Origin of the sequence: Sorangium sp. So ce1504 (assembly GCF_051521635.1) — a bacterium.
In the GTDB taxonomy this organism is placed as follows: domain Bacteria; phylum Myxococcota_A; class Polyangia; order Polyangiales; family Polyangiaceae; genus Sorangium; species Sorangium cellulosum_B.
In genome coordinates, this window is record NZ_CP150365.1 from 9,296,192 (window position 1) to 9,308,090 (window position 11,899).

12 protein-coding genes are annotated in these 11,899 nt (G+C 71.8%); 7 read left to right on the forward strand and 5 right to left on the reverse strand.

Annotated elements, in window-relative coordinates:
* Nucleotides 1-3 precede the first annotated feature (3 nt).
* The 7 genes from WMF39_RS35055 to WMF39_RS35085 all read left to right on the forward strand — a co-directional run bounded on the left by WMF39_RS35055 (nucleotide 4) and on the right by WMF39_RS35085 (nucleotide 7,777).
* Nucleotides 4-234, forward strand: coding sequence for an acyl carrier protein (locus WMF39_RS35055; RefSeq protein WP_437740823.1), 231 nt, complete (start codon nucleotides 4-6; stop codon nucleotides 232-234).
* Nucleotides 231-1,406 (forward strand): hypothetical protein, encoded by a 1,176-nt coding sequence (locus WMF39_RS35060; RefSeq protein WP_437740824.1) that lies wholly within the window; start codon nucleotides 231-233, stop codon nucleotides 1,404-1,406. The genes WMF39_RS35055 and WMF39_RS35060 overlap by 4 nt, the downstream gene beginning before the upstream one ends.
* Before the next feature lie 70 nt (nucleotides 1,407-1,476).
* Nucleotides 1,477-2,436, forward strand: a complete 960-nt coding sequence (locus WMF39_RS35065) for a GNAT family N-acetyltransferase (protein WP_437740825.1) — start codon at nucleotides 1,477-1,479, stop codon at nucleotides 2,434-2,436.
* Nucleotides 2,437-2,554: 118 nt separating this feature from the next.
* Nucleotides 2,555-3,268: a pirin family protein gene (locus WMF39_RS35070; RefSeq protein WP_437748067.1), complete on the forward strand. Its 714-nt coding sequence runs from the start codon at nucleotides 2,555-2,557 to the stop codon at nucleotides 3,266-3,268.
* A gap of 323 nt (nucleotides 3,269-3,591) precedes the next feature.
* A complete protein-coding gene (locus WMF39_RS35075; RefSeq protein ID WP_437740826.1) occupies nucleotides 3,592-4,071 on the forward strand; it encodes a hemerythrin domain-containing protein in 480 nt (159 codons plus the stop codon).
* Nucleotides 4,072-4,507: 436 nt separating this feature from the next.
* Nucleotides 4,508-5,152, forward strand: coding sequence for a hypothetical protein (locus WMF39_RS35080; RefSeq protein WP_437740827.1), 645 nt, complete (start codon nucleotides 4,508-4,510; stop codon nucleotides 5,150-5,152).
* 1,035 nt (nucleotides 5,153-6,187) lie between these two features.
* Nucleotides 6,188-7,777, forward strand: a complete 1,590-nt coding sequence (locus WMF39_RS35085; RefSeq protein WP_437740828.1) for a S8 family peptidase — start codon at nucleotides 6,188-6,190, stop codon at nucleotides 7,775-7,777.
* Between the two features lie 8 nt (nucleotides 7,778-7,785).
* Here the strand turns inward: WMF39_RS35085 and WMF39_RS35090 are convergent, their stop codons facing one another.
* The 5 genes from WMF39_RS35090 to WMF39_RS35110 all read right to left on the reverse strand — a co-directional run bounded on the left by WMF39_RS35090 (nucleotide 7,786) and on the right by WMF39_RS35110 (nucleotide 11,887).
* Nucleotides 7,786-8,211: an STAS/SEC14 domain-containing protein gene (locus WMF39_RS35090; RefSeq protein WP_437740829.1), complete on the reverse strand. Its 426-nt coding sequence runs from the start codon at nucleotides 8,209-8,211 to the stop codon at nucleotides 7,786-7,788.
* 153 nt (nucleotides 8,212-8,364) lie between these two features.
* Nucleotides 8,365-8,790 (reverse strand): STAS/SEC14 domain-containing protein, encoded by a 426-nt coding sequence (locus tag WMF39_RS35095; RefSeq protein ID WP_437740830.1) that lies wholly within the window; start codon nucleotides 8,788-8,790, stop codon nucleotides 8,365-8,367.
* An 84-nt stretch (nucleotides 8,791-8,874) separates the two neighbouring features.
* Nucleotides 8,875-9,300: an STAS/SEC14 domain-containing protein gene (locus tag WMF39_RS35100; RefSeq protein WP_437740831.1), complete on the reverse strand. Its 426-nt coding sequence runs from the start codon at nucleotides 9,298-9,300 to the stop codon at nucleotides 8,875-8,877.
* 152 nt (nucleotides 9,301-9,452) lie between these two features.
* Entirely contained in the window at nucleotides 9,453-11,102 is a 1,650-nt protein-coding gene (locus WMF39_RS35105) for an MXAN_6640 family putative metalloprotease (RefSeq protein WP_437740832.1), read from the reverse strand.
* Nucleotides 11,099-11,887, reverse strand: a complete 789-nt coding sequence (locus WMF39_RS35110; RefSeq protein ID WP_437740833.1) for an HmuY family protein — start codon at nucleotides 11,885-11,887, stop codon at nucleotides 11,099-11,101. Before WMF39_RS35110 ends, WMF39_RS35105 begins: the two co-directional genes overlap by 4 nt.
* Nucleotides 11,888-11,899 lie beyond the last annotated feature (12 nt).

Below are 11,899 nucleotides of genomic sequence, written 5' to 3' on the forward strand. Positions count from 1 at the left end.
TTCATGGTGATCGAGGTGGAGAAGGTGATCGATGTCATCGTCACGGTCGGCCGCTTGCCCGCCGCGATCAGGCCCGATGACGACATCTACGACGCGGGGTTCTCCTCGGTTCGAGCGCTCCAGCTGCTCACCGAGCTGGAGGACCTGTTCAACGTGGCGCTCCCCGACGACCGGTTCAGCGTCGCCCGCACGCCGCGCGCGCTGAGCTCCCTCATCCAGGAGCTCGCGCCGTGAGGAGGGTCGTCACCGTCGAGCTCGCGGCGCCTGCGACCGAGATGGCGCAGGAGGAGATACCCAAGCAGATCGCCTTCCTCTCGAAGGAGATCGCGAACATCCGCTTCGTCCGCGAGGGCGCCGCGCTGGAGTTCGAGGCCCCGGAGGAGCGCGCGGCCGACCTCGCGAAGGCGGCGGAGGGCATCGCGCGCACCATGCAGCGCAGCCTGCGCCAGCTCACGCGGAAGCTCGTGTACCGCAGCCCGGCGTGCGATCGGGTGGAGTTCCGGGGCGGCGCGCTCCCCGCCGGGATCACGCAGATGGGCCAGGGCCAGGTCGCCCTCGAGGGCATCCCGCTGCGGCTCTACCGCTACTTCGATCGCTCGCTGGAGGCGCTCGGCGCGCCGTTCTCGCCGAGCCCGATCCTCGTGCCGACGTTGATCCCGGCGGCGACGCTGGCGAAGTGCGACTACTTCCGCTCGTTCCCTCACATCGTCACGTTCACGTGCCATCTGCCGGAGGACATGCCGCTCATCGAGGATTTCCGGGCGCGGCATCAGGACCGGGACACGCTCGACGAGCGCGCGCTGAGCGACATGGCGCAGCCGGAGGTGTGCCTCTCGCCGGCGGTCTGTTACCACGTGTACGCGGCGAACCGGGACCGGGTGCTGCCGGCTGGCGGCGCGCGCTACGCCCTCGCGGGCCGCTGCTTCCGCTACGAGTCGAGCAAGATGGTCGACCTGCGGCGGCTCTGGGAGTTCACGATGCGGGAGATCGTCTTCCTCGGGTCGCGGGAGGACGTCCTCGCGCTGCGCGAGCAGGGGAACGAGATCGTGGCGCGCTACCTCGACGAGCACCGGCTCGCCGGCGAGATCCGGACGGCGAGCGACCCGTTCTTCATCGCGCCGGACGCGGCCGCCAAGACGTACTTCCAGATCAGCAGCGAGACGAAATACGAGATCTCGTTGATGCTCCCGGAGGGCGAGCGCGTGGCGGCCGGCTCGCTGAACTACCATACCGACTTCTTCGGCCGCGCGTTCAGCTGCGATGTCGAGGGCGCGGGCCCGATGCACAGCGTGTGCATCGCGTTCGGCCTGGAGCGGTGGGTCTACGCGTTCCTGGCCCAGCACGGCGACGATCCGGCCGGCTGGCCCGATGTCGTGCGGCGCGCTCCCGAAATGGCAACCCTGTAGAGCGGCGCATCGCCGCTTCGTCGCTTGCTCGCAGTTCTGTTTCCCGGGGGATCTGAGAGGCTTCGCGTCCATGCAGTTCGAGCGCGTCGATCCGGTCGCGGCGGCGGAGGAGGCCAGCTTCGTCCTGCGCGAGGCGTGGCCTCCGCCGACCCTCCATTACACGGCCGGCTACCTGAGATGGCAGTTCGGCTTCCCCGGCCCGTCGCCGCAGGCCGTGCTCGCGCGAAAGGGCGGCGAGCCGGCCGGCTTCATCGGCGTCGCGCCGCGCCGCTTCCGGTTCCGGGGCGCCACGTCGGAGGGATATGTCCTCTCGTTCGTGAGCGTGCGGCCGAAGTTCCAGGGGCAAGGGCTGGCGAGCCGGCTGTACACAGAGCTCCTCGCCGGCCTCCGGGCGACCCGCCTGCCCATCGCTGTGTTCGTGGAGGCGCGGTCCGCGCCCGCGCAGCGCGTGCTCTTCAAGGCGGTGGCGGCGGTGGGTCTCGAGCTGAAGCAGCTCACCGCGTGCCGGAACCACGGCTTTCTCCCCCGGGCGAGCGCCGCGCCGCCGCGGGCCGTGGCCGCGCCGGCATCGGCCGTGCAGGACGTGCTCGCCGTGATGGCGGCGTGCAGCGGCGAGCGCGTGCTGTGGTCGGCGCCCGACGCGGCGCACCTCGAGCACGCCCTCCGCGATCCACGGCCGCGCCGGCTGCTGCTCGTCGAGGAGGCGGGCCGCGCCGTCGGCGCCGCGGTGGTGTTCCTGTCGGAGATCGCGACCGCCCGGGGGATCGACCGCGTGGCGACGCTCGGCGCGCTCTTCCTGCCGGAGCCGACCGCCGATCGGCTCGCGGCGGTGATGCGCGCGGCGTCGGAGGCTTTCGGCGGAAAGACGACCGCGCCGACGGTGAGCGCGCCGAACCTGGCGATCGTCCCCCAGGATCAGCTCAGGCCGGCCGGCGTGCGCGCGACGGCCGCGACGTTCGACGCGTTCGTGATCCACCCGAAGGGCGGGCCCTGGCTGGACGCCGAGACGACCAACCTCGAGGTCGTCTGACGCAACGGTGTCCCAGGGGCATCCATCTACATTGCAGATGGTTCCCATGAGAACAATGCCGATTCACAAGATGGATCGGCAGGCGCATGTTGAGGCCATGAGCAACAACACTTCTTCGATGGTGATCCGGCGCTCTGGCGAGCGGGGCTATGCCGACCACGGGTGGCTGCAGTCGTTCCACACGTTCTCGTTCGCCGACTACCAGGATCCGGAGCACATGGGCTTCCGTGCGCTGCGGGTCATCAACGACGACCGCGTCGCCCCGTCGCGGGGGTTCGGGATGCACCCGCACCAGAACATGGAGATCATCACCTATGTCCTGGAGGGGGAGCTCGCGCACAAGGACAGCATGGGGAACGGGTCGATCATCCGCCCAGGCGAGGTGCAGCGCATGTCGGCGGGGACGGGCGTGTACCACAGCGAGCACAACACCTCGAAGGCGGGCCCGACCCACCTGCTGCAGATCTGGATCGTGCCGGATCGGCGCGGGGTTGCGCCGAGCTACGAGCAGAAGGCGTTCTCGAAGGAAGAGCGCCAGGGCAAGCTGCGGCTCGTCGCCTCGCAGGACGGGCGCGAGGGCTCGGTCACGGTCCACCAGGACGTGAGCCTGTTCGCGGGGCTCTTCGGGCAAGGCGAAGAGGCGCGCTACGAGCTCCCGGCCGGCCGAAACGCCTGGGTCCACGTCGCGCGCGGGAGCGTCGAGCTGAACGGGACGCTGCTCGAGGCCGGCGACGCGGCGGCCATCGGAGCCCCCGGCGCGGGAGGAGCAGGTCAGTCGCTCCACCTCGTCGGGAAGGGCGCGGGCGAGGTGCTGCTGTTCGACCTCGCCTGAGGGGCGGCTCTCGCGCGCTCCGCTCGCCGGCGGCTCGATGAGACAGAGGAGACAGCGGGAGATCGCGCCCATGATCCACGGCGTCAGGAGAGGCCTGCCGCCTGCAAGGGAGCTCCCTGGGGCAAACAGGCACCTTGCGGGCGGCGGCGCGACATACTGCCATGATCGTCATCCCTCTTCGCTCGACCCCCGCAGACGCGCCATGCCGCCGCCGCGCTGCTGTTCCGGCGCCACGAGGCGGCTGAATCCGTGAATCTCGATCTGGCAGGCTTTGCGCGTCTCTCCCGCTTGCTCGCCGGCGGTATACGCTCCATAGAGATCTCATGGACGCCATCGATCTCCTCGTACGCCACCACCGCGAGCTCGAGCAGCGATTCTCCGAGCTGAAGGAGGCCTCTTCCGTCACCGCGGCGCAGTTCTCCGCTGCCGCCGACCTCCTCGCCACCCACATCACGATCGAAGAGCAGGACTTCTACCCGGCCGTCCGGGCGCGCCGCACCGAGGATATCCTCCTCGAGTCGCTGGAGGAGCACCTGTCCATCAAGCGGGTGCTGGCCGATCTCGTGGCCCTCGACGCCGCGGACGAGACGTTCGGGGCCAAGCTCCATGTGCTCGCCGAGCAGCTCGAGCACCACCACAAGGAGGAGGAAGAGCACCTGTTCCCCAAGGTCAGGAAGCTCCTTGACGACGGCGCGCGCGAAGCGCTCGGGCAGCAGATGGACGCGAGGATGCGCGCGCTGCAGCAGGGGGAGCCCCGCAGGCTCGTCCTGGGCCAGACCGACGCCGCAGCGCCCCTCCCCTGAGCCATGCCCCTCCAGCACTCTCTCCCCGATGGCCCCGGCGCCGTGAGCGCCCGGACACGGCGCCCGCACACGCAAGCCCACGCAGCCAAGCGACGGCTGTTAGAAAAGATACCCTCACGCAACACGCGCGTGCTGAAGCCGGACGTAAAAACCTGAGCCGCATGCAGGCGCCGGCGCCACCGTACAAGTCAGAGAAACCTGAAAAATTCGTCGGAGCGAATGCGATTTTTCTAGTAGGAATTTCCCCACGGTCGTTATTCTAGACTGCTGCGAGTCTCGTGGCAGTGGTCGGAATGGCCGCGGGAAGAGAGCATGGTGCGAAGAAGCCGATGGGCAGGGCCTGATGGCGTACGCCAGCTGCTCGGCGCAGCGGGCGCAGTCTGGCGCACGAGCGAGCGATGCCCGACGCTCACCGGGGATCTGCGACGGAGGTAGGATGACGGCTCGACCTGTACTCTCGATTGACACATCCTTCGACCCGGACAGCGCGTGGTTCGCGGCCGGACGCACGCAGCTCTACGGGCGTATGGGAGAGCAGTTCTCCATCGTACCGTTCGGACGTGCCAGCGCGGAGCGGAGGAGGATACTCCGCCAGATCGCGCGCGCCGAAAGCACCGGCAATTCATTCCGGGCGATCGTGGTGTCGTCCCACGGCAAGACGAGCTGCGTTGTGGACGACGAGTCGCCCGACGGCATCCTGCTCTCGCACGAGAGCCCTGCGCAGGAGATCGAGCTCTGGGCGCGGGGTCGCGTGCTCTATTTCTGCTGTGGCGAGACCGCGAACGGGCCGCTGTTCGACAGGCTCCTCGACGCGGGAGCGCGGGCGGTGGTCGGCTTCACGGGGAGGCTCGGCGCCACGACCGTCGACGGCAAGTTCTTCTGGCGGCTGCTCGATCACGAGCTGGTGACCTGCGCGCTGCACGACCAGCACGTGCCGGGCTTCGAGCGGGCGAGGCAGCAGTTCCTGGAGCGCGTCGCGACGCGGCTCGCGGCGCTCCCCGACGGAGCGGTCCGGGAAGACCTCTCGAGGATGATGGACCTGCTCGTGACGATGGTCATCCGAGGCGCGGAGAAGGGGTAGCAGCGCGCCGCCCAGGGTCGTCCTGCGGGGAAGGTCTTGCCGATGCGCCCGGCCCCCGGGGAGGGGGTCGTCGCGCGGCGCGGAATCAGGGACGGCGCTGCGGGAGCCCCGCTGGGACTCCGTCGAAGCGGGTCAGTTCAGGAAACACATCCCCGGCTTTTCCTCACATCTCCCGAGCACGCAGAAGCCCTCGCAATCGGCGTCACTCGAGCACGCCGTGCGGGCGCACGCGCCGGTCGTATCGCACACGTGGTTCTTCGGACAGTCCGCTTCGACGGCGCACGACCTCGCCCGACACCGATGATCCGGCGCGCACGCCAGCGTCGAAGGGCAGTCGGCGTCCGTCTCGCAGCCGCGGACGCAGGTGTTCCGCAGCTGCAGCTGGATAGCCAGGGGGCACGTGAAATGCGGCGGCTCGCAGATGATCGGCGCGCCTGCGCCGCCGCCTCCCGCTCCCCCGCCTCCCGCTCCCGCGCCGCCGCTTTGGCCGTCGATGCCGGCGCAGTCCTCGTCGGATCCACACCAGGCACCTCGTACCTCATAACAGACGGCATCGCTGATCCGGTTGCACGTGTTGTGGGTGCAATCCGCCCCGACCCGACACTCGAACTCACCGAACGTTGCGCCGCCGCTATCTCCAGCGGGCTCGACGCTGCCCCCGCCGCATCCGACGGAAACGCCGAGCACCGTACCGAACATCAATCGATGAAGCCTCATCCGCATAAAGTTTTGCCTATCAGGCGGCCGCTGTTCTGGAGAAGACTGCGGCACGTTCGCGACGACCGGAGCGACCCCGTACGCGCTGCGGACCTGAATCAGGGATCGAGTCCCTGGCGCTCGAAGCGAGAAACTGCCGAGGCGGCAAGGACGCCAAGAGACCCGAAAACATCTCTCTTTTGGGCGTCTTCTGGCGTCTTGACGGTCTGTATCCTCCTTGTCCGAGCACCGGTTGACGTTCTGCATCTTTCTCGCCCGAGCGCCGCTCCAGGGCGGCCCTGGTAGGACGCCGCGCGGTCCGGTAGATCCAGGAGAGCGATGCGACACAAGCCCTCGGTCGTGCTCTCCTCGGCGGCGCTCCTCCTCGCCGCCATGGCGGGCGACGGCCTCGCCAGCCCGCGCGCGGCCGTGCGCGGGCCGGCGAGCGACGCGTGGTTCATGGACGGCGGGCGCCGCGTCGACGTCGAGCGGCTCGGTCCGGCCGCGCTGGGCGCGTCCTCGACGCCGCTCGCGCCGGTGCGGCTCCGCTATCCAGGCGGCCGGACGGTCGAGGCGAGCGTCGGCGCGACCGCGATCGTGGAGGTCGAGCCCGGCGCGCAGGACGCGCTCGACGCGCTCGGCGCCGCCGGCGTCGAGCTGGTGAGGCCGCTGATGCCCTCGATCGGGCTGTGGCTCGTCAGGGACACCGGCGGCGGCGACGGCCTCGACCTCGCCCAGCGCCTCCAGGGCGCGGCGCGGCCGGCCTCCGTGCGCGAGGTGATCCCGGACCTCCACGTGCGCCTCGAGTCGCACGGCGCGCCGTTCGCGCCGGACGACCCGCGCCTGCCCGACCAGTGGTACTTCGACGACCTCCGGATGCAGGAGGCCTGGGGGCGCACGCAGGGAGACGCGGCCACGTCCATCGTCGTCATCGACACCGGCTGCGACCTCGATCACCCCGACCTCGCCGCGAAGATGGATCCAGGCCTGGACGTCATCGACGACGACGACGACCCCACCTACCAGCCGGGCGAGCAGAGCGTGAGCCACGGGACGGCCTGCGCGGGCCTGATCGCCGCCGACACCAACAACGGCGTGGGCATCGCGGGCGGCTGCCCCGCCTGCAGGCTGCGGTGCGTGCGGCTGATCGACGACGAGCCGCGGCCGATCTCCGCCTCGGTCGACGCCTTCGAGTTCGCCCTGCAGGTGAACGCCGCCGTCGTGTCGAACAGCTGGGGGTACGCCGACCCGATGCCCGTCCCCAGGGTGGTCGAGGCCGCGATCAACCGCCTGTTCGACGCCGGGCGCAACGGGAAGGGGGCGCTCGTCCTGTTCGCCGCCGGCAACGACGACCGGGAGATCCTCGACGACGAGCTCCAGGCCGTGCGGGGTGTCCTGACCGTGGGCGCCGTCAACCACCTGGAAGACGCGACGCCGTTCACGAACCGCGGGAGATCCATCGATCTCGTCACGCCCACGGGGACGCTGAGCACCGACATCGCCGGGAGCGAGGGGGACGACGCGAGCGACTACACCTCGCGGTTCGGCGGCACCTCGTCGGCGTGCCCGGTCGCCGCCGGCGTCGCGGGGCTGCTGGTGAGCGCCGCGCCCGAGCGGACGGCGGGCGAGCTCTACGACGTCATGATCCGGACGGCGCGGCTGGCGCCCTACGCGGTCCCCGACGAGAGCGGGCACGATCCCATCTTCGGGCACGGGATCATCGACCCTGTCGCGGCGCTCACGGAGGTGCTCGGGGACGAGCCGCCGCCGCTTTCGGGAGGCGGCGAGGGCGCCGACGACCAGCGCGCCGGCTGCGCGTGCGCCTCGGCCGGCGCGGGCTCAGGCGAGCGGCGAGGCCTCGCGGCGGCGGCGCTCCTCGGCCTGGCCGCGGCGGCGCGCCGGCGCGGCGCGGCCCGCGCGCGCCGCTGAGGGGGACGTCACGCTCCGATCCGCCGCGTGGCCCGGAGCGCATCCCGCCGGGCGAGCAGCCATGCGCGCGCCTCGCCCTCCGTCTCGAAGAACTCGACCGGATAGGATTGTCTCGTCAGGAGCTGCACGCTCTTCGCGGCGAGCGTGGAGACGACACGCACGGCGAAGCTCGCGCCGAACAGCGCGATCGCGTCGAAGCGCACGCCGCGGAGCTCGTCCGCCATCACCTTGCGCGCCGACGCCGAGATGGTCCCGGTGCGGCGCGCATCGGAGAGCACGAGGACCGCGCGGCCGCTCTCCGACAGGCGCCTGCACGCGGCGGCGATCGCGCGCGCCGTGTCGTCCGAGATATCGCCCTCGATGGCGGTGCACAGGATCCCCTCGGCGTCCTCGCGGAGGGCCCGGCTTGCGTCGTCGATGCGGGGGTCGCTCATGGCGTTGCACGGTAGCTCGTTTGCGCGGCGGTACGACGTTCGCTCGATCACGGACGCCACCCGCGACGACCGGCGAAGCGGCCGATCGAGCGCGTGGGTCGCGGCTCGAGGCCGCGCATGTGCCGGGTCGTCCGCGCGCCGCGGACGGTGACGTCACGCCTGGATCCGCCGCCCGGCCCGGAGCGCTCCCCGCTGCTGGAGGAGCCACGCGCGCGCTTCGGCTTCCGTCTCGAAGAACACGAGCAAGGGGAACCGCTTCGTGAGGAGGTGGATGCTCTTCACGATGAGCGTCGCCATGACGCGGATGGAGAAGCTCGCTCCGAAGACCGCGATCCCGTCGAGGCGCGCCGAGCGCAGCCCGTCCAGGTACACCTTCCGCGCCGCCGGCGTGACCGCCCCGCAGCGACGCGCGTCGGCGAGCACCAGGACCTCGCGGCCGCTGTCCGTCAGGCGCTGGAAGGCGTCCACGAGCGCGCGCGCGTTGTCCTCCAGGACATCGCCGTCGGTCGCGATGACCAGGAGGCCATCGGGCTCCTCACGGAGCTCGAAGCGCGCGCCCGCCGGACGGGGATCGCTCATGCCAGGCATGGTAGCCCATCCCCGCGACGCGCGTCCTGCGCGCCGGCGCTGCGCGATGGCGCGCGCCTCGGAGGGCGGCGGGCGTCATGCGCCCTGCCGCTGCGTGGCCCGGAGCGCGCCTCGCTGGGCGAGCAGCCACGCGCGCGCCTCGCCCTCCGTGTCGAAGAACGCCAGCGGATAGACCTCGCCCGTGAAGAATTGCACGCTCCTCGAGGCGAGCGTGGTCACGACGCGCAGGGAGAAGCTCGCCCCGAAGACCGCGACCCCGCTGAAGCGCACGCCGCGCAGCTCTTCCGCCAGCGCGCTGCGCGCCGCCGCCGTCAGGGTCCCGACGCGGCGGGCGTCGGAGAGCACGAAGACCTCGCGACCGCTGTCCGACACGCGCCGGAACACGGCGCAGAGAGAGCGCGCGATCTCGTCCGAGATGTCGCCCTCGATGGCGAAACAAAGAATGCCGTCGGCGTCCTCCCGGAGGAAAGGGCATGCGTCCTCGGAACGGGGCTCGCTCATCTCCCGCAGGCTAGCGCATCCGGCTCACGGCACGACGAGCGCTCGCGAGAACGGCGCGGGAGAGCGCTCGCCGGGTGACGCGCCTCACCGAGCGCCGCGTCGTGGCGCCGGCCGCCGCCGCCGAGCGCGCCGCCCGGCGCGTGTGCCCCCGCTCAGCGCCTGCGCCGGCGCGCGGCCAGCGCGAGCAGCGAGGCGCCCAGCGCGCAGCCGAAGGACGCGGCGGAGCTCGCGGCCGCGGCGGCCGGCGCCACGACGCGGCAGCCGCACCCGCCGTCGTCGACGCCGCCCGCTGCGCCCTCGGCGGGCGCCTCGCCGCCGGCGCCGCCGCCACCGCCGCCGGCGCCCTCCGCGGCGGCCCGGCACGCGGCGACCTCGTCCGGCGTGCCGATGCACAGCGTCGGCTTGCGCGATTCGCCTTCTTGCAGGCCGTTCACCACGATCACGGCGAGGTCATCGGCGCCCGCAGTGTCGACCAGCGCCGCGCCGGAGGCGACGTCGCCGGCGCGCACCACCTCGCCGTACACGCGGCCGCGCCGCGCCGCGAGCAGCAGCGCGAGGCCGGAGAGCTGCGCCGGATCGTCCGCGGGCGCCGCGAGCGCGGCCGTCATGGTCGCGCGCCCGGCGGGGGAGACGCTGAAGTACTGCGCCGACGCGTGGAAGACGCGCAGCCCGTCCGCGTAGGGCGCGGCGACCTCCTCCGGGGCGAGCCCGCGGTAGCCGGACCCGGCGGCGTAGGAGCGCTCGGGATCCGCGGCCGATCCGGTGAGCAGGTTCCAGGCGGCGAACTCCACGAACGCCTCGGCGAACGTCGTCTGCGCCCGCGACGAGAGCAAGGGGTCGAGCTGCTCGAACCACACCGGATCCGCCTCGCCGTTCGCGCCGTCCTCGAGGCGCTCCCAGAGCGCGCGGACCGTGCCGTCTCCGAAGCGCTCCTCGAGGAACTGGAAGAAGAGCGCGCTCCCGTAGCTGAAGGGGTCCACAGGGCCGGTGAAGGGCACGTCGAGCGACCGATCCGTGTTCGCGAGGTAGCCGTCGACGAAGCCCTCGAAATCCTTCAGCGAGGGGTCGAACGACTCGGTCGCCCAGACCGCGGTCCCCTCCGTGATCAGCGTGTCCTGGCCGTGGTCGTAGCCCGCCTGCACCGCGTGGAAGAGCTCGTGGCTCCCGAGGATCCGGTTCGCCGTCAGCGTCGACGGATAGCCGTAGCCGCTGTAGTCGTTCTCCTGGGTCATGAAGCCGGCGCAGCGGTCCCCGGCGTCCTCGGCGCAGGCGTCGACCCGGAACGCCCCGTCGCCGACGCCGGCGAAGTCGACGAGGTAGACGTCGAAGCGGCCGTCGCCGCCGTTGTCGGGCAGGTCCTCGTCGCTCCTCGGCGGCCGGAAGCCGAGGACGTCTCGGTAGTGGGTGATGACCTCGTCGTAGACGGCGGCGACCTCCTCGACGAAGTCGGGGACGCCCGTCGCGTCGCCGTCCTCGGCGGGCACCGCGCAGCGCCCCTCGCGCGCGAAATGGACGAGGAAGCTCCCGGACGCCGACGCGAAGGTCTCGACGACGTCGTCCGGATCGAACCGGAACTGGAGGCTCGTGCCGCGCGCGTCGGGCCGTTCGAGCGGCGCCGCGGCGGGCCCGTCGAGCGGCGCCGCGGCCGTGTCGTCCGCGCCGCAGCCGGCGAGCGCCGGCGCGAGCCAGGCCGCGAGCGCCGGCGCGAGCCAGGCCATCGCGCGGCCCAGGCGGCGCCACGGGGCCGCGGCGCGGGCCAGGCCGCTGCGCCACGCGGGCACCGCGCCGGCGGTCCGCGTCACGGCAGGAACGCCCACCGGATCTGGAAGTTGGCGGAGCCGGTGTCCTCCATCGGGACCATCCCGGTCTCCTGGCACTGCGCCTGCGTCTGCTCGTTGTAGAAGTGCGTGACGGTCAGCTTGAGGCTCCGGCCGTCGGCGAGCTGGAGCACGTAGACGAGGCCGGTCATCTTCACGCACCCGGGGTAGGTCCAGTAGCCGGAGAGCGCCGTCGCCGGGGAGTCCAGCCCGGAGCCGTCGGGGATGAGCTCGCAGCTCTCGGTGAAATACTCGTCGCTGCGGAGCCTCGGCTCGCCGGGCGCCTCCGCGATCCCATCGTAGTCCGGGGTGCCCGGGAGCCGCGCCGCCGTGACGCAGGACGGCCCGGAGTGGCCGCTGTTGATGCGCACGATGTAGCGCCGGAAGGCGATGTCCCAGTCCATGGACTGGAGCGATGCCTCGTCGGAGAGCTCGACCTTCTCGAGGCCGGCGTCCGTGAACCGGGCATAGACGTAGGCGTCGGGCTCGGAAGCGAAGGGGCCGCCCGCGGTGGCGTCGACGATGGAGCGGATGCCGGCGCCGTCCTGCTCGTTGAGGATCTCCCCGGGCGCCACGGTGTCCTGGAGGTTCATCTGCTGGAAGACCTCGTCCTCGCAGGGCACCGGCGTGGGCTCCGAGCAGACGGGCCCGGCGGGGAGCCCGCCGCCCTCCGCGCCGCCAGGGCCCACGGGGTCCTCGGAGCCGCAGGCGCACACGGCGAGGAGGGCGAGGCCGGCGGCGACGAGGGGAGACGCAGGCGAGGTGCGCATGGGCGACATGGT